The sequence below is a fragment of the Halococcus dombrowskii genome (assembly GCF_022870485.1).
GTDB classification, from domain to species: Archaea; Halobacteriota; Halobacteria; order Halobacteriales; family Halococcaceae; genus Halococcus; species Halococcus morrhuae.
Genome location: NZ_CP095007.1, coordinates 226,640 through 243,781, shown reverse-complemented (window position 1 = coordinate 243,781; position 17,142 = coordinate 226,640). Strand labels below are relative to the sequence as shown.

The window sequence follows — 17,142 nt, the reverse complement described above, 5'->3', positions numbered from 1 at the left end:
AGCTTCCCTTGGTGACTAGTCATCGAGGATCTCTCGGAGGAGGGCAACGAATCCGGGCGAGAACCATCCGTGGAACGAAGAATACGTGAGTTCGGTGAGATCAGCCATTTCGACGTAGCGTTCGAAGAACGCTTGAATTGAGCGCTGGGAGCCAGCACCGAAGCCAAACGCGAGGGTGTAGAACAGTGCGACGACGTCGAACTTGCGCTCTCGTTGGATGAGATTCGTTGCGCGAGCGCGCTCGCGCAACTCATCACCGGGAAACGCTCTTTGGATGCGATCAATAACAACTGAATCCGGTGGTTCGTAGCCCATACGTACCACCGGGTTTCTCGTTCCGGTAGCTCCGGCGGTCTCCAATCAGCAGACAGCGACAAGACGCGGCGCTAATCTAGAACGCATGGTGAGGGCACAGGTGTGAATCGGAATGATCATATAACCGTTAACGGTACGATTGTCGTATTCGACAAAATTCCATGACACGACACTCACCGCACCACAGGACGTGATTGACCGGGCAACACTGCCCGGCGTCTGCTTGTCGGGTGACTCGTGGCGACGGTGATGGATGCAGTGTCATGGATGCAAATTCATCGTCAGACTCGGACTTCCCCGACACGGACGCACGTATCGACGCGAAATCATCGGCCGCAGATCGACCAAGCGACACCGTGGACACGGTCATACCAGTTCTCTCTGACGACACCAACGACGACTCCGAACAGTCCCGTTTTTTCGACACCGAATCCGATGGGGCAGGCGACACTCTCGACGGATTCGTTTCGGATGTCACTACCGTCGCGCAATCGCAGTGCGAACGTGCCACGGACTACGCGGACATCGAGTCGCTGATCTGTCGTCTACCGATTGACCGCTGCACGTTCGCCGCGCATGATTCGTCCGCGCCATATTCGGGACCATACCCGATGGCGATACTGGCGCGGGCGTTCATCATCGAGGAGATCAACGGCTGGGATGAGACTGCGCTCCACGACCACCTACGAGCGAATCCCTCGCTGCGCCGAGGTCTCGGGTTCGAGAGCCTCCCCAACCAATCGACGTTCTGGCGCGCGTGGAGCGAGCGTTTCAGCGTGGATCTGCGTGACGCCGTACAGAAGTGCGCCGACAGCATCGTCACGGCCGCGCGTGCCAACGAAGTTTCCTTCCCCGAACGGGTCAGCACCAGTGAAACGGACGAAACCAAGACCAACAAGCCTCCGAAACACCAGCTCGTTGCCGAGAGGACCGACGAGGTGTGGCAGCAGGCCAAACCGTTCGTGACCGACGCCTTCGCACTCGACCGTGGGCCGAACTGGCAGATCCACGAGAACGCTTTCTGGGAGCAACATGCCTACATGGGGATGCGCGAAGACATGTACGCTCGAAGCGGTCCGGCCTCGTTCTCGCTCGATACCACGCGCGAGCGCATCCCGACCGGATCGACCCACCGCTACCAGATCGGCAAGCTCTCGGTCGATAACATCCGTTCGATGCTCCGCAACACCACGCGGATGCTGATCGCCCGTGCGCGCCAGCACGGCGAACTCACCGGGAAGCTCTGGGCGGCCATCGACGTGACCAAGGGGTTCCCGTTCACCGGCGATTTGGAAGATCATGAAAACGATATTCTCGGGTACAAGAATGGAGGCCAGTATTACCAGTGGGCAGTGCTCAAAATCGTCGGGAAAGACGTTCCGTTGGTGCTCGACGCCATCCCGCGCGTACGCGGGCAGTCGAAAGATGAGATCGTCGAGAAACTCCTGACGCAAGCGACCGATATGGTGAATCTCGATCTCGTGATGATGGACCGCGAGTTCGACAGCGAGTCGGTCAAAGACACTTGCGAGGAGTACGGCGTTCACTACCTCAACCCGACGCGCATCTTCACCACCAGCGACGAGGCCGACACCATCAAGTGGATGTACTGCAACGGCGAACGGTTTCACGTCACCGAAGAGAAAGTCGACGGCACACCGACACGCAAGCAGGTCTACCTCCCGAAGCAGTCGCACTCGGATGGTAAGGACGAAGACAACGGTCTCTCGGAGGTATGGCAAGAGATGTGCGGCGAGTGGGAGTTCGACGACATAGAGGGTAAACCGAGCGAAGGAATGTCGTTCTCACGGCTGATTGCGGACATCCAACGCGAAGAGGAAGTCGAAGAGCGTAAGCAGAAAGCAGAGAACGGCGACGTTGACACTGCCGGTACCGTCGTCTTCGAGACGAACCACCCCTACGTGACCGCCGGTGACGCCGACGGTCAGCAGATGGACGCGAGAGCGTTCGTCCACATGATTGAGCGGTTGATCCGGTGGTATCGCCATCGCTGGGGCATCGAGAACGGCTTCAAGAAGCAGAAACACTTCATGGTCCGAACCACCTCGACCGAGCGCGACTATCGGTTCTTCAATTTCGCGTTCGCGTGCGTGCTGTATAACGTCTGGCGGCTGGTAGACCTACTCGTGAAGCTAGCCATCGACGGCGAGAGCCGCACGTACAAACCGCGAGTGGATGCGAACCAGTTCCTGACCGTAGCCAAGAACTGCTACGGTCTCGATCCGCCTGACTGAGGCTCGGCCGTCCCCTGTGATTGCCCGGTCGTGAGCGGCAGCTCTATTGGACGGTCACTTGTTTCACAGTTTGAGACACTGATTCTGAAATCACGGCCCGATTCTGCCTGCGGTTCATTTGTCACATCAAGAAACCGGCTGCAACGAACATCCATTCCGTGCATTCAGCACCGACCTAGCCGACATCAGATAGAATAGTTCTCTACCCTCTATGCGGCTCCTCGATGAATGGTGAGTATAGAGGATGCAGCGACCACTGAGTGCTTGTTCTGACCGCGCAGTGACGAGGAGACGTAATACTCTACTCAAGCGGGGCTGCATCGTCACCGAAGCCGCTGCCATATGCTTCGATGACTTCCGTGATGGTGATTTCATACGCGTCGTACCACTCTGTCCACCGCTGCTTTGCCCGTTTGTGGTCTGAATCCGCTCCAAACGTATCGAGCGCGTTGAGTGATTCCCAATAGTAGACGACGAGAACCTCGTCACTCTCCGGGTCGTTCCACGTGCGTTTGCCGAGATACCCGTCCGTATCTTCGGCAGCAGCTTGTATCGCGTCGTTTAACTCGTGGAACTCCGCGTCGTACTCCCCCGGATCGAGACGAAACGTAACCAGATACATCGATACCTGTCCCTACGCTTTCGCGGTCAAAATTTTTTCTATGTGAACACGAGATGCGTCGGGGACACTTCCCCGTGACCGATACGCGCCAGCCATACAGCAACACACGATAAACAACAATTCCTCTGACAGAACGACGGTGTTCCATTCGCAGACTTACTTATTGGACAATTCATTACATTCCACCCTGAAACGAATAGCCATGTGAATCGTTCTATGACATCCTCGTAGTGGTAACTGGACCAGATCACCTCGACCTATCAGCAAACAGGTGGTTTGTAGAAATTCAAACGCCTGATCTCTGCATCTTCCAGAATTTCGGAGGATGACTGATTCTACAAACGAAACCGACGGATGGTGACCGTTCTCATTGACCAGAAACACAGCTAAGCCGAATACGACTCCCTGTCCAATGCACGTCTGGTGCTCAGCCGATGAATGTAGCCGAGAGTGGGGTCAGCAGGCGCGTCCCGCAGCTATCGAGAATCCGCTGAGCGCGAGAACAGCGTGGTCTTCGTCAGTCACCCGGAACGATGCAGAACGCGAGGATCTCGGTGAACTCACCTGCGGGAATCGGCGGGTGCTCTCCCAGATGCACGTCTACAGCGTCACGGAACAGGAGATTCGTCAACCGCCACACATTGTACATGACGACGCCGATCACGAAATACAGGAACCGTACTCGGTAGTCCATTGACCCCACCGTCGGCAGAAAGTGTTCCTTGATCGACTTATACTCGTTTTCGATTCGCCAGCGCTGTGTGTACTGACCGACGAATCCTTTGACCTGTTCCACTGGAACATCGCGGTTGGTCGTGAACACCGCGTAGTCTCCTTCTTCCTCCGTCGATGGCACGTACATGATGCTCCCGGTATGAACCCGGCCGTCATGTCCGTGGGTCAGGTTTCGTACGACGCCCGCGCCGGTAACGGATTCTCGCTCTAACTCCTCGATGTCCTCGATCTCAGCCTCGTACTTGCGTTTCGGGATGAGATAGGTCGTATCGCGCCGGTCGATTGTATCTCTGACGCCGTTCGCGTCGAAGCCACGGTCACAGAATACCTTGTGAATATCGACGTGTTGCTCGGCTTGTTCCAACAACTGTTCGACGATGCGCGCCTGTGAGGTGTCCCCCACATCCTTCGTTTCCCAATCGGATTCCCGGCGCACTGGTTCGACGCCGAGGACGATAGGGGTGTCCTCTCCGATGATGGTGATCGTCGCCATCTCGTATCCACGCTCGTGGCGATCTTTCAGTCCGTGAACCATCTCTGGATACTCTTTGCGCGGGTATCGTTCTTCGCCGTTCACCACCACTGACTCATCGTCCTGCGCCACGTCTTCGTCGTCCTTGTAGGGTGAGGTGAAGACCGGCCACGGCGTGGTATCGATGGCGGCAATGACCGGCTCCCGGATACCGCCGTTCTCCCTGACTTCTTCGAGGATCGTCTCGACACCCCGATGGAATGGGTCGAGTACTTCGTCGCGGATGCGCCCCCAGTCCGTCGGCCGGCAACCGTCCTCGTACTCGTCGAGAGTAGTCTGTTCGGGAGGAGCGGCGGTCTTCTTCATCGTGCGGAGGTGGGTGTCACCGTGGGGTGTCTCCTTGCGGTCGCTAAGCCGCTCGAATCGCTTGCTCGATCCGTTCGAGCACGTTGTCGTGCCTCGATCGGCCATATTCAGGTAGCTCTGCCGCTCGAAAAACACTAAATCGCTGAATGTAGCGTTGCCCGCGCGGTCGCTGTCAAACTCGTCGAGACCCCGATCACGTGCCGCTTCAACAGCGTCCATGATGTGATCGTCGGTGATCGTGGCAGCATCCACCTCGTCGGGATGAAGACGCGGCTCATCGGCGGAGAGAAGACCATGGTCGGCGGCAATTTCCTGTATCACCCGTGCGGTGGCTTTGATCGTACGACGATCCGCGAGCGAGAGTCGATTCCGCCAGATGTAGCTGATAGCCTGCTGTGTGGGCGGGCGGGGGAGATCGAGTCGGAGATAGACGTAAGCAGTGCCTGCCAACCGGCGGTGCAGCTCACTTTGGTCGAACCCGCGAGCGTGCTGATAGAGGAATAGCAGGATGACCGATTCAAACCCGAAATCGGCCCTGCCGGAATCGGGATACCTGTCAGAGAACAACGTTCGCGGAACGTCGAGACCGGTGACCACCCGTGTAATGTGATCATGGAGGTCGCACAACTCTTCGGTCTGTTCGAGAAGGGGTTCTGCGATTGGTGGTGTTGTATCGGTGTCTGACATGGGGAGGGCGGGTGAGAGAAGGGAGCACGTCGCCGAACGTGGGGTGGGCAGGCGTAGATCGCGAACTGCTCGCTCGCTTGTATCCACCCCCGTTTGGCGACCGGCATACCCCTGTTACCGGAACATCTGGCTTATATCTTCTCATAAGTTATAGGGTGGCTATTCAATGGCTAGGAGAAACCACCAAGACTTATTACGGAGGGCTACTCATAGCTGAACGAGTTCACACATGAGTGGATCCGATACACAGTCAGCGCAGGCGGACGGCGGCGTGAGCACCCCGTCTGCATCGACGGGAACGACCTCGTCCGGCCAGTCAGCCGTGACGGGTGCTGCCGCGCGAGCGATAGACGAGTTGCCGCTCGCCGACCGCATGAGCCTCAAGCCGAAGACGCTCAAACGCCTCGGGATATTGGCCGGACTGTACGTCGTGACGATTGGGGCCGTGACGTTGCTCGACCTCCAGACACCCGAGGCAGCGGTGTTCGGGTCGTTCGTCCCGGCCGTGATTCTGCTTGCGTTCGTCTTCGAAACGATGGATTCGGCCGCCGGAATGGGCTTTGGGACGGCGCTCTCGCCGGTGTTGCTCATCGTGCTCGGGTTCGATCCGCTCGCGGTCGTGCCCGCGCTGTTGGTGTCCGAAACCATCACCGGGTTGCTGTCGGGATGGATGCACAACGAGTTCGAGAACGTTCGCGTCTCGCTCTCCCGACCATTCAACGAAGAGACGAAGGCCATCGCACTCATCACGGGCATCAGCGCGATCGGCTCGGTGGTCGCGGTGTTGTTCTCGTTCCTTGCGATCCAGTTCGATAAGTCTGTCATTTCGGTGTACGTGATGGTACTCGTGCTGTTGATGGCAGTTGCCGCGCTGTTCCGCGAGCGTCTCAAGCCCGCTGCTGACGCCGAGTACCGCCCGCGAATGCTCGTCGGTTTCGCGGCGCTTGCAGGGTTCAACAAGGCCATCGGTGGTGGCGGATACGGTCCCGTGACCACGATGGGCCAACTCTACGCTGGCATGTACGAGAAGGCGGCCTCGGCGATTTCGTCCATCTCGGAGGGTCTCGCTTCGTTCGTCGGCGTCATCACGTACTTCGGAATCACAGCAGCGGGCGTCGAACTCAACTTCATGTTGGTACCGTCACTACTCGCGGGATCGTTGCTCGCGGCGGTGTTCGCGCCGTTCAGCGTCCGAGTGATCCCGAACCGCATCTACAAGTACGTAATTCCGGGCTACGCACTCGCCATTGGGGTGATTCTGTTCGTCACGAATTTCCTCGTCTAGTCTGCCCGAATCGCGGCAAAACGTGGCTATCACCACCCATCGAGGCAGGCTCGATTCGTGGTGGCTGAACCAGTGCGTGAACATCAACCAGCAGTCATGAATATCAACCCAAGTCGAGACATCGACGAAACGAAAGCGTTCGTTTTCGACATACTTGTTGGAGTTGGTGGACTCATCAGCGTTGGATATGTCGGGTACGAGATGGGTGCATTTGCCGGGGTGACGGATACCATCCCGTTCATAGCCATCGCCAGCGGAGCGCTACTCGGAGCCTGTAGTGTGGCGATGATGGAAACCGAGCGATTCCACATCCTCTTTGAAAGACCGATTGTCGGGATGGTTGCGGCGACAGCCATGATGTGCGTCGTCGCTGGGGTCGTCTGGGCACTCTCACAGGCCGAGCCGTCACGAGCAATTTACACGGTCCTCGGCGTCATCGCTGCCGCAATCGTCACCCGCATTTGTGTGTTCGCCAGCCGTCGTGCTCGTTCGGAGGGGGCCGCCCAATGATATCTGTGAGATAGAGTCGAAACCACTCACCAACCGACTGATCGCCTTCGAATGTAGGCGGCTCGACGTCGAGGAGAGCGCGATTGCGCTCACCTCGCTTGTAGAAGGAACGGTCTCGGCAGCGGGGGTGGTAACGTTCTTTGTGATTGTTGTGCCCTCGGTCGAGCGGATGGAACACATGATCGACAGTAGGTCAACTATAAATACGCCGGAGTCACAGGGTGTCTGAGCGAGAGAACGGACGGAACTTTCTCCAGAAGACAGATGAGTGCTCGTTCTGCGAACGCCAGCAGAAACGTTAACTGTATGCTTTGCCTATGTTCGCGATAGCATACTGCGATGGCCCGGAAGAAAAAACTCAGCCCGAGTGGGGCGAAAGATGAGGATGGGAACTACCATAACGTTCATCTCAATCTACACGAGGATGAACTTGCAGTCGCCGGGATGGATATCGGTGATGAGGTATTCGTCCGTGTGCGAGAGGATACAATCATTGTCCAGAAGGCTGACCAGGACCATCTCGAACACAACTTCTAACGAAAGGAGAGCGAGCGTTCTACGGATCATCTGACCCACAGCCAAATCACGTCCGGTGTGTTGCCGTTTCATGATTCAGTACTGCCTCGACTTGGCAACTCTTTCCTACGCTCGCTGACGGGTCAGCGAGCAGTAGATAGTCGCATCGAACAATGGTTCTTGATGCGGTTCTGATGTTCTCGCAATATGCTCGGTGTCTCTCGACTCCCTCCGTGGGTTGCACAAGCCTTGGCGTCGTTCGAGTCAGTTTTCTCTGATCGTCGCAACGTTACCTCGTTCGTCGCGTTCGTGAGTGCAGTTATCAAGACCGAATCTCGCCACACCGTGAGTGAACTTGCCCGCGGGATTTCGCGTCCCGATGCGGACGCGAAATCCAGCCGCACCTATCGCTACTTTCTCGGTGACGCTGTGTGGTCAGCCATTGATCTCGCTCAGCACCAAGCTGCGTACATTTTCGACCAACTCGACGTCGGGGCTGGTGACGAGATTCTTCTCCACATCGACGATACCCACGTCTCAAAAACCGGCGACGCCACCGATGGCGTCGCCCGGTTGTACAATCCAGTCAAAGGAGAAACCGAGCTCGGGAACAAATTCGTCACGTCGTGTCTCCAAGTTGGGGAGATATATTTTCCATACCTCGCGCGAATGTACATCAAAGAGGAGCTTGCGCCGGATTTCGACGAGCCGTTCAAGAAGAAAACCGAGATTGCGGTTGAGAAGATCGTGACGCCGCTCCAGATTCCGTCTGGAGCGGCTCTCACTGTCGTGTTCGACTCGGCGTACTACGCTGGCGACAAGGTCAAACAAATCACAAATCAAGGGTATGACGTCGTCTGTCGCTACAAATCAAGCTATCACGTCTCTCCAGTGGGTGTCGTCTGGGACCTCCGCGTCGATGACTTCGCATCGACGCTGGAGTACGAAGACGTCACGATCACTGTGCGGGGGCGCAAGAAAACGTATAGCGTGGCGAGTGAAATCGTGGAAATCGAAGGACTTGGCCGGGTGAAATCGGTAACGAGCGAGACGGACGATGTGACTCGCCACTACATCAGTACGGATCTCGGCCGGCCAGCGGCCGAGATCCTCGAACTCGTCGAGCATCGCTGGAATATCGAAACGGTCCACGAGGAGTCGAATAAGCAATTCGGCTTCAAACAGTACGAGCTATGGGGAAAACAGGGAATCGAACGCTACATCCAGCTCGTGTTTCTCGCATGGACGCTGGTAACGCTCAATGAGCAAGCAGACGTCGGCTTTTGGGAAGATGGAGGCGGACTCAGCGTCCGCCTCAATCACGCACAAGCCGATCTTACTGCAGAGACAGTATTCCAGATCACCGAAGAGATCGACTCGTCGCTCCCGCGAGCGGAGCGACGAGAGGCCGTGCGTGAACGTGTCTATTTTTACTCGTGGTCCTCTATTGCGAATTTCTTTATTACAGATTATAGATAGTATATCCCATTCAATAAACTGTGTGATTTCTATACCAAGATTGTTCAGATGGCGATGTCATAATAAAACGAGTACATAACCTTTCTCAGCTTAGACAGAATTGTCTGAATCAAACGATCTTGCCAAGTCGAGGCCGCCGAGAGACAATGGGAGTACGCCGAGCGTTTTTAGTTGACGCTCTGCATTGTATGTAAGAATTTAACATAATTACCATGAGCACAACTGACTCGACACCGGATGCAAACGAGAACGCGAGCGAGCAGGGACAGGACGTCTCGACGATAGAGTTATTCTTCGATCTGGTGTTCGTCTTCGCGTTCACGCAAGTCACCGGCTTTCTCGCCCATCATCTCACGTGGGCTGGTGTGGCGAAGGGTGCAGCATTGCTCGCGGCGGTCTGGTGGGCGTGGGTCATGTACTCATGGTTGACGGGCGCTGTGTCTCCCCAAGAGAATCTGTTGCAACGAGTGGTAATCTTCGCCGCGATGGCGGCAATGCTCGTCGTTGCGTTGTCGGTCCCCGGTGCGTTCGAGACCACTGCGTTGCTGTTCGCTGTTGCTTACTTCGTGGTCCGGCTGCTACACATTGCTCTCTACACGGCTGCCACGCCGCCCGAAACGCGCGATGCAGTCCTCCGGGCCGCGCCGGGATTTTTGGGTGGCCCGGCACTGCTCGTCCTCGCCAGTTTCTTCGATGGTCCGCTCAAAGCGATACTCTGGGTCGTCGCAATCGCAATCGATTACGGTATTGTGTTCGTTCGCGGTGTTGAGGGCTTTCGCGTCAACGTCGAGCATTTCGTCGAACGCTACCGACTCATCGTCATCATCGCCCTCGGTGAATCGATTGTGGCGATTGGGTCCGGCGTCGGAGCGGGCGGGATCGCTCTCGGGCCGCTGGTGATTCTAGCTACCCTCTTGGCATTCGTCCTCATCGCCGTGCTGTGGTGGCTCTATTTCGATTACGTCGTGTTCGCTGCCGAACAGCGCCTCGCCGAAGAAAGCGGCCACGACCTCACACTGCTTGCACGCGATTCATACAGTGTGCTCCATCTCTCGATAATCGGCGGTATCATCTTCGTTGCCCTCGGTCTGAAACAGACTCTCGCACACGTCGGCGAACCGCTCGGAATTATCGCTGCGGTCGCGCTGTGCGGCGGTAGCGCGCTCTACCTGTTCGGGCATACTGCGTGGCGCTACCACGACCACGGAACCTACAGCACCCCTCGATTGATTGTGGCGGTCATCGCCTGCATATTCATCGGTGTAACGGTGCGGATTCCTGCCGTCGCCGCTCTCGCGGCTCTCGTGGTTTTGTTCGTCGGGCTTGCGACGTACGAGACACTGTACTCTGCGGACAGACGTGAGTTCTACGAGCAACAAACCGCTCAGTGAACAGAAACAATATAATTGTAATCCACTCTATTCAATTGAAATTGGGCAAGTAGCCACCATACACAAATATATTAAAACCACTTCAGAGCCCGTCCAAGAATTCCGCCGCACCAGTTCCCTGACGACAGCTGAAGATACTGCTGTACGATTCGACAGACCGATTCATCCGTCGACAAAAAAGAGAACCAGGCTCAGTTATCCGGCGATCGCGTCCGCCACTTCGTGGCCGTCCGGCCCCTGGCCGGACCGCCACAGTTTCAGCAGGTTGTGCGTCGCTGAGAACAACGACCACTCCGCTTGTGCCCCCGTCTCCCCGCGTAACAGGAATCGGTCGCAGCCGCGGGTGACATGCTGACCGAACACTGCTTCGACGCTCTGGCTGCGCTTGCGGTAGATGCCTCTCCCCCGTTTCGTCCGGAGTTTCCGCTCCATGCGTTCTTTCAGCCCGTACCATTTGGGGATCCGCCCTCGTGGCGGATCCGCCTCCCGAGGTTCTTTCCGTCGCTTCCAGTCTTTGGTCGTAGCGATGAACAGCTCCGTCTGCTCATCCGCTAACTGCGCGTTCGCTTTGCTCCAGTAGCCAGCGTCGGCAAGCGCCATCTCCGGGCGCTTGCCGTTCACCTCCTCGCAGTTCTCCAGCATCGGCTTGAGCTGCTGGACGTCGTTTGCGTCAGTAGTGATGTCCTGCGCGACGATGACCTGTGTGTCGCAGTCCACCATTGCTTGGCCGTTGTAGCCCTGTTTCCAGCCGTTGCTGGTTTTGAGAATTTGACTCGCTGGATCTGTTGTGTTTGCCTTCGTGTCCTCCGGAAGCTCCACCTCCTCCGGAGGTGTGGGCTTCCGGCCACGTTTCTTTCGTCCCATTTCTTCCTCTTCCTGTTCTCGCTGGCGGATCTTCTCGGCTTGTTCGTCTTTGAGTTGCTGTTCCTTGGCGTCGAGTCGGTCTTTGGCTTCCCGCAATCGGTTCAGTCGGTCCTCTTGCTCCCGGAGTTCCTCCGGGAGCTCGTCTCCGCGCTGTTCTGGACCGTATTCGTCATCCTCGGCTTCGTCGATCTCGGCGGCCTCGTCGAGGATGTCGTGGATTTCGTCGGTGATCTGCTCACGAGTTCGATTTTGATCGAGGGCAGCGTCGCCTTGGACGCGCCGGCCGTCCAAGGCGACTTCACCCATCTCAACCATGCCAGCTTCCCGACAGAGGCGAAGAATCTCAACGAAGAGGTGCTCGAACTCCTCGCGGTGGTTCTTGCGGAAGAGACTGATCGTGCGGAAGTCAGGATGTTGATTCGCAGCAAGGTAGCGAAAAGCGACGTCACGTTCGAGGAGACGGTCGAGTTTGCGGGAACTACGGACCCCGATACAGTACCCGAAGACGAGAATCTTGAGCATCATGACGGGATGGAAGGGCGGCCGGCCACGGCCGTCCGCCCGATCTTCTGGATAGAAGGGATCGAGCCGGCCCTCGTTGTCGAGATGATCGATAACGTCGGAAACGTAGCGTTCGAGCCCACTTTCGACACCCCCTACAGAATTGACAAAATGTTTTTGAGCTGAAAAGTACCGAGAACTTCTTTGACCTCACAGCAGAACTCACGATACTGTGAGTTCGGCTGTGGAAGTCTTCTCGCCTGGTCCGCTTCCGGTGGTTAAAGCCATCTGTGAGGAATGCGGCCTTATCGAGACTGTCAACGAACAGGTCGAATGGGATGACCAACAGTGCCGACTCTCGCCTGGTCATCGAACTATGGCACTCGTCATGAACTTCCTTGCTGAAGGACAGCCGATGTATCGGCTGTCCGAATTCTTCGAAAAATCCGACACAGCCAACCTCTTCGGCGAAAATATCTCACCTGAAAATCTCAGCGACACCACTTTCGGACGGACCCTCGATAAGATCGCTGACGCCAACCCACGCATACTCTTCGGGAGTGTGCTTGCTGAAGCCATCGGGCGTGAAGGCGTGACCACGAATGTGGTCCACGCCGACACTACTTCCAAGTCCGTTCAGGGTATCTACGAGGACGAAAACGACGAGTACGACCTCGAAATTACACAGGGGTATAGTCGCGATGGCAATCGTCACCTCAACCAGTTCCAAATAGGCCTCGCAGTCAACCGCAACGGCGTTCCCGTCATCGGAGATATCCTCGACGGGAACGACTCCGACACCACCTGGAACACCGAACTTATCGGCGAGCTCCGTCAGCGGCTCGCCGCTGACGAGCCTCCTATCTATGTCGCCGATAGCGCGGCAATGAGCGAAGATTCGCTGGATGAAGCCTCTGCTGCTGGCATCGACATTATCAGCCGACTCCCGCGCACCTACAACGCGGTCGATGCACTCATCGACCGCGCGTGGGAGATCGACGAGTGGAACGATCTTGGAAAATTTGTCAACGATGAAGATGACGAAGACGCTGCCTCCTACCAGATTCAAACTTTCCAAAAGCACATCTCTAACCACGATTTGCGGTGTGTCGTCGTCCATTCATCCACGCTCGATGGACGCACTAACCGACGCATTGACAATGACCTCGACAGCACTGAAGAGGATCTTGAGGACGCGGTCGGCCAGCTGGCCGACCGCTCATTCGCCTGTGAACCCGACGCTCAGGAAGCGTGGGAGACGTGGCTCGACGATCACGACGATTCCTGTTTCGAATTCGAGGCAGAAGTCGTCGAAACCGAACAGAAGAAGAGCCGCGACAAGCCCGGACGACCGCCGAAAGACTGGGACCCCTACGAAACCGTCTACAAGATCGCCGCCAGCGTCCAGCGGGACGCGGCGGCGATCGCCCACCGCAAGAAGAGAGCCAGTTGTTTCGTGGTCGTCACGTCGTTGGAAGATTCTGAAGAGTGGGCTGGTGAGGACGTTCTCCAGGAGTACAAAGAGCAACAGGCGGTCGAACGCCGGTTTCGGGTAGTCAAAGACCCCAAACGCGTCGGGCCGGTCTTTCTCGACCGGCCCGACCGCGTCGAAGCACTCGGCTACGTGATGCTGATGGCGTTGCTCGTCTATTCTCTCATTGAACGACGCGCACGCGTGGCTCTACAGGGTGCGGATGAACCAATGGACCTGGCCGGTGGGCCGACGAGCTTTCGGCCCACCGGCCGGCGAGTGCTTGAACGGTTCGAGAACATGCTCGTATCGCGGGTCGACGGGAAACGGGAGATACCAGACAACGTTGACGTGCCGAAGCGAGTGCTTGAGCTGCTCGATCTTGATGTCACCGCATATGGCATCGAATCGGAAGAGTAAGCGCGGCCAGAGAGGCAGACCTCTCTGGCTCGCGCATTCATTTCTCAAAAATATCTATTCAACTACTGGAATTCCAATAAGGTATTATTTATTTAGAGATATCCAATATCACATGACAAAATCTACCATCAACTCGATCTTGATCATAGGGTTTGCTCACAAGAACACATTTGGGTGTCGAAAGTGGGTTCGAGGCTATCGTCTTCGACCCACTCCGCGACGTTCTTCGGCAGGAGGTGTTGCTGATCTTGGTCGTATCGGATAAAGTTAGACGTCACGTGTGGATCCTTACGCTATACAGGAGTTTCCGCTAGATAAAATCTACGTCATGTGAACTCAGAATCCGTAGAATCTGATTTCCTTGCCGATGTTTCTTGGACAGGCTCTTCAGAAACCCAAATTACGCAGGGACAGTATATAACAAATCAACCTAGCCGTCTTCAGACAGGGCTGAACTTCCCGTTGCTAGTCCCTGTACACCGCACACCAATCCGGCGACTTCTATTGTTTCCAGTATCTCCTCCTCACTTGCACCAGCATCGCGTGCCTGTTGTGCGACGATCTCAACACCGTCTGACTGTGATCTTCCCGCGTCGAGAGCCATCATTATCAACAGTTTCGTTTTCACCGACAGTGCTCCTTCTGAGAATACCTCCTCGTACACCGTGTCGAATGGTTCTCCAAATGCTGGGTCCAATTCGGCGATTTCATCAATGAACTCGGGTGCCTCTGCTGGCATAATCGCTATTCCTCATTGACGTTATTTAGGTGTTGTCTTTCATTTCACGAATGTCCAAATTCTAATGACATCTACTCATTGACCGGTCCCGCGGACGAGTTGGTTGGCCTTATTACCGGCAGCCTCGATCCCATCCAAGGATTCATGCAGCAGAAATACGAGATGGAGGGAGACATCCAGAAGGGCACGCGACTCGCTTCGACGGTAGGACAACTTACAGACCTGCTTCCCGACTGAGACTGTTGAAATCAGGAAGGTTGGTTTCTCATGCGCGGCGGATGGTGGAAATAATCATGGCAGTTTAAATTTCTCAGAAGTCTATGTATGACAAATTCATCTAGCCGACATCAGGGCCGAGGAGATACCATCACCGGCTGAGTAATCGAGCAAAAAGGAATTTTCGTTGGGAGCGTGCAGTATATCCGCGCTTAGCGGCACGTTCGCGCGAATTAGATAGAGAAATTCGACTGGCGGTCTATTCGCCAGTGTAGCTCTTATGTGGTTTCATAGATAGAACCGTCCACCTGACTTCAGACCTATCAGCAAACAGGTGGTTTGTAGAAATCCAAACGCCGAACCTCTGGCAGCTGCGGCGAGCCTGCTGTCACGAACGACAGAATCTATGCACGAGAATCAGGATGAAGATGAGTCGGGCGGCTAACCGGTCGGGGATGAGCACAGTCTCGAGTGGTCACAAACGATACAAAACGGGTCGGGGCTGCGGAACGCAGCCACGACCCACGACCTGACGATCGACTGAAAAGCACCGATTCTCTTTCTGGCGGACGGTTGCTGTTGACGAAACAGGCCGAAGAAATCCTCGATGAGACGACTGATGCGGTCGAGGTGGTCAGCCACCTCGACCTCGCCTCGTATGCTCACAACGATCCATTCCCGGACTGGCATGACTCGAAGCCGTTCAAGCCGATGTTTCGGGCGCTTCTATTGGCCGAACTCGATGACGCGTCCGATGCCGCCCTGCATCGGACGCTCGATGAGGAACCCGACGTGGCTGCCGACCTTGGATTCGATCCCGACGACGTTCCGAATCAGAGTACACTCTCGCGTGCGCGTCGCAACCGATTCGAAGCGTTTCAGACGAGAATCGAGGAAAGCGGACGGCAGATTCGGCTGCTTGCCGCCAGACGTGGAAGTCCAATCGGGACACCCTACACAGACAGCGCTTCAGAGGAGCCGACAGGCTCCTCGAAGCGCACCGTCAATCGACTCATTCGCGGGAAAACCCGCGAAATGGTCGACGAACTCACCTCTGTCGTATTTCCAGCAGTCGATTTTGATCGGCCTGATGGAGCGATCTACGACGATGAGGAGTTACTGCTGCTGGAGACGTTGCTTGGGGTCACAGGCACCGCCGCCAACGGCGGTGCCGAGACCTACGGCGATTACGTCAACCCTGATCCGGATCTCGATGATCCATTCTACGAGGACGGTCCGTCCGGAGAAACACTGTTAACGGCGATCAAAGACCTCGAACCCGATGAAATCACGGATATGGTCAACCGTGGCGCGGCCCGCGTCCTGACGCGGGCCAAGCCTCATGTGGAGTTCGAGCGGCCGGTCATGATCGCAATCGACATGACCTACATCGCTTACTACGGTGAACGTGACGAGGTAGTTCGCGTTCAGGGAGCTCCCGACGACAAATCCTACGACTGGTGCTACAAGTTCGCAACCGCGAGCGTTGTCGGTGATAACATCCAGTTTACCGCAGCAATGCTCCCGATCGGTGACGCCGATGACCACGATCCGGACGAGTACTCCGGTGAGGACAAATCCTATCGAGCCGGCGGCGTGGTCCGCCGGCTCGTGGAAACCGTCGAGGAGCGTATCAGGCTGAGTGTCCGCCGCGTCTACGCTGACAGAGAGTTCCATGCTGCAGACGTGATTGACGTACTCGAACAGCGTGATCTGTTCTACGTGATCCCGGCTAAGCGCGATGACCGCGTAAAGCGGTTCATCGCGCGTATGGACGATCAAGTCACGGTCAAAGACACGTATCCGATGTACGGTCCGGTGAAAGGCAATCCAGGATTGACCAGGGTTGAGACGACGTTGGTTGGGCTTCCTCCCGACGAAGATCGCGACAGGATCCAGACGTTCCTGACCAATCTCGCCGTCAACGACGAGATTGGTCTGGATCGGCGGCAGACACGTCGCAGAATCAACCGATACTCTCGACGAGGAGGTATCGAAACCGCCTACGGTGGGATCAAGGAATTCGCTCCGTGGACGACGTCGAAAGACTACGCCGTGCGGTTGTTTCACTTCGGATTCGCGATGTTGTTATACGATATGTGGCTGCTGGTTGACCTCCTGGTGCAACTCTCGCTTGGGGTCGTAGAATTCCGCACGAAACCGCGGGTCATCGCCCCGCGGTTTCGTGGCTTCCTCCAGAGGAGGTTGGTCACACTCCTGTAGAACCCGCTCCGGGTTTGCCCCTCAGTAGAGGCATCACTGTCTCTTCACCGTGATTTCTCCAGAAAAATTGAACAA

Annotated in this window: 14 protein-coding genes and 2 pseudogenes; 10 read left to right on the top strand and 6 right to left on the bottom strand. The window is 56.3% G+C overall.

The features are described 5' to 3' along the window. Window positions 1-15 precede the first annotated feature (15 nt). Complete coding sequence (locus MUK72_RS17465; protein ID WP_425311101.1) at window positions 16-315, bottom strand: hypothetical protein; 300 nt, start codon at window positions 313-315, stop codon at window positions 16-18. 263 nt (window positions 316-578) lie between these two features. Here MUK72_RS17465 and MUK72_RS17460 point away from each other — a divergent pair, with 263 nt between their 5' ends. Beyond that, window positions 579-2,570: a transposase gene (locus MUK72_RS17460; protein WP_244706209.1), complete on the top strand. Its 1,992-nt coding sequence runs from the start codon at window positions 579-581 to the stop codon at window positions 2,568-2,570. A 301-nt stretch (window positions 2,571-2,871) separates the two neighbouring features. Here the strand turns inward: MUK72_RS17460 and MUK72_RS17455 are convergent, their stop codons facing one another. Both MUK72_RS17455 and MUK72_RS17450 read right to left on the bottom strand, forming a co-directional pair. Then, window positions 2,872-3,192 (bottom strand): antibiotic biosynthesis monooxygenase family protein, encoded by a 321-nt coding sequence (locus tag MUK72_RS17455; protein ID WP_244706207.1) that lies wholly within the window; start codon window positions 3,190-3,192, stop codon window positions 2,872-2,874. Window positions 3,193-3,709: 517 nt separating this feature from the next. Continuing rightward, window positions 3,710-5,362 (bottom strand): transposase, encoded by a 1,653-nt coding sequence (locus MUK72_RS17450; protein WP_425311089.1) that lies wholly within the window; start codon window positions 5,360-5,362, stop codon window positions 3,710-3,712. A 319-nt stretch (window positions 5,363-5,681) separates the two neighbouring features. Here MUK72_RS17450 and MUK72_RS17445 point away from each other — a divergent pair, with 319 nt between their 5' ends. The 5 genes from MUK72_RS17445 (at window position 5,682) to MUK72_RS17425 (ending at window position 10,633) form a co-directional block, all read left to right on the top strand. Continuing rightward, a complete protein-coding gene (locus MUK72_RS17445) occupies window positions 5,682-6,737 on the top strand; it encodes a sulfite exporter TauE/SafE family protein (protein ID WP_244705615.1) in 1,056 nt (351 codons plus the stop codon). A 60-nt stretch (window positions 6,738-6,797) separates the two neighbouring features. Continuing rightward, window positions 6,798-7,247, top strand: coding sequence for a hypothetical protein (locus MUK72_RS17440; protein ID WP_244705617.1), 450 nt, complete (start codon window positions 6,798-6,800; stop codon window positions 7,245-7,247). A 339-nt stretch (window positions 7,248-7,586) separates the two neighbouring features. Further along, on the top strand, window positions 7,587-7,784 hold the full coding sequence (locus tag MUK72_RS17435; protein ID WP_244705619.1) for a hypothetical protein: 198 nt from the start codon (window positions 7,587-7,589) through the stop codon (window positions 7,782-7,784). A gap of 186 nt (window positions 7,785-7,970) precedes the next feature. After that, on the top strand, window positions 7,971-9,242 hold the full coding sequence (locus tag MUK72_RS17430) for an IS701 family transposase (RefSeq protein ID WP_244705621.1): 1,272 nt from the start codon (window positions 7,971-7,973) through the stop codon (window positions 9,240-9,242). Between the two features lie 212 nt (window positions 9,243-9,454). Beyond that, the gene (locus MUK72_RS17425) at window positions 9,455-10,633 is read left to right on the top strand and encodes a low temperature requirement protein A (RefSeq protein ID WP_244705623.1); all 1,179 of its coding nucleotides are present in this window, start codon (window positions 9,455-9,457) and stop codon (window positions 10,631-10,633) included. A 195-nt stretch (window positions 10,634-10,828) separates the two neighbouring features. Here MUK72_RS17425 and MUK72_RS17420 read toward each other — a convergent pair whose 3' ends face one another. Beyond that, window positions 10,829-11,803: a transposase gene (locus MUK72_RS17420; protein WP_244705624.1), complete on the bottom strand. Its 975-nt coding sequence runs from the start codon at window positions 11,801-11,803 to the stop codon at window positions 10,829-10,831. 132 nt (window positions 11,804-11,935) lie between these two features. Continuing rightward, window positions 11,936-12,112: pseudogene (locus MUK72_RS20580) on the bottom strand (transposase); the annotation flags it as partial. 118 nt (window positions 12,113-12,230) lie between these two features. Here MUK72_RS20580 and MUK72_RS17410 point away from each other — a divergent pair. Continuing rightward, the gene (locus tag MUK72_RS17410) at window positions 12,231-13,889 is read left to right on the top strand and encodes an IS1634 family transposase (RefSeq protein WP_342346238.1); all 1,659 of its coding nucleotides are present in this window, start codon (window positions 12,231-12,233) and stop codon (window positions 13,887-13,889) included. A gap of 430 nt (window positions 13,890-14,319) precedes the next feature. Here the strand turns inward: MUK72_RS17410 and MUK72_RS17405 are convergent, their stop codons facing one another. Continuing rightward, entirely contained in the window at window positions 14,320-14,628 is a 309-nt protein-coding gene (locus tag MUK72_RS17405; RefSeq protein WP_244705630.1) for a carboxymuconolactone decarboxylase family protein, read from the bottom strand. Window positions 14,629-14,706: 78 nt separating this feature from the next. Between MUK72_RS17405 and MUK72_RS17400 the strand changes: the two genes are divergently transcribed. The 3 genes and pseudogenes from MUK72_RS17400 (at window position 14,707) to MUK72_RS17390 (ending at window position 17,067) form a co-directional block, all read left to right on the top strand. Beyond that, window positions 14,707-14,865: an SCP2 sterol-binding domain-containing protein gene (locus MUK72_RS17400; protein ID WP_244705632.1), complete on the top strand. Its 159-nt coding sequence runs from the start codon at window positions 14,707-14,709 to the stop codon at window positions 14,863-14,865. Window positions 14,866-15,555: 690 nt separating this feature from the next. Beyond that, a pseudogene (locus tag MUK72_RS17395) lies at window positions 15,556-15,645 on the top strand (hypothetical protein); the annotation flags it as partial. A 234-nt stretch (window positions 15,646-15,879) separates the two neighbouring features. Beyond that, a complete protein-coding gene (locus MUK72_RS17390; protein WP_241431135.1) occupies window positions 15,880-17,067 on the top strand; it encodes a transposase in 1,188 nt (395 codons plus the stop codon). Window positions 17,068-17,142 lie beyond the last annotated feature (75 nt).

Excerpts from the sequence above, each read along its gene's own strand:
- MUK72_RS17405 (WP_244705630.1), bottom strand. The coding sequence starts at position 14,628 with ATGCCAGCAGAGGCACCCGAGTTCATTGATGAAATCGCCGAATTGGAC.
- MUK72_RS17420 (WP_244705624.1), bottom strand. The coding sequence starts at position 11,803 with ATGGGTGAAGTCGCCTTGGACGGCCGGCGCGTCCAAGGCGACGCTGCC.
- MUK72_RS17425 (WP_244705623.1), top strand. The coding sequence starts at position 9,455 with ATGAGCACAACTGACTCGACACCGGATGCAAACGAGAACGCGAGCGAG.
- MUK72_RS17455 (WP_244706207.1), bottom strand. The coding sequence starts at position 3,192 with ATGTATCTGGTTACGTTTCGTCTCGATCCGGGGGAGTACGACGCGGAG.
- MUK72_RS17460 (WP_244706209.1), top strand. The coding sequence starts at position 579 with ATGGATGCAAATTCATCGTCAGACTCGGACTTCCCCGACACGGACGCA.
- MUK72_RS17390 (WP_241431135.1), top strand. The coding sequence starts at position 15,880 with ATGGTCGACGAACTCACCTCTGTCGTATTTCCAGCAGTCGATTTTGAT.
- MUK72_RS17465 (WP_425311101.1), bottom strand. The coding sequence starts at position 315 with ATGGGCTACGAACCACCGGATTCAGTTGTTATTGATCGCATCCAAAGA.
- MUK72_RS17445 (WP_244705615.1), top strand. The coding sequence starts at position 5,682 with ATGAGTGGATCCGATACACAGTCAGCGCAGGCGGACGGCGGCGTGAGC.
- MUK72_RS17430 (WP_244705621.1), top strand. The coding sequence starts at position 7,971 with ATGCTCGGTGTCTCTCGACTCCCTCCGTGGGTTGCACAAGCCTTGGCG.
- MUK72_RS17435 (WP_244705619.1), top strand. The coding sequence starts at position 7,587 with ATGGCCCGGAAGAAAAAACTCAGCCCGAGTGGGGCGAAAGATGAGGAT.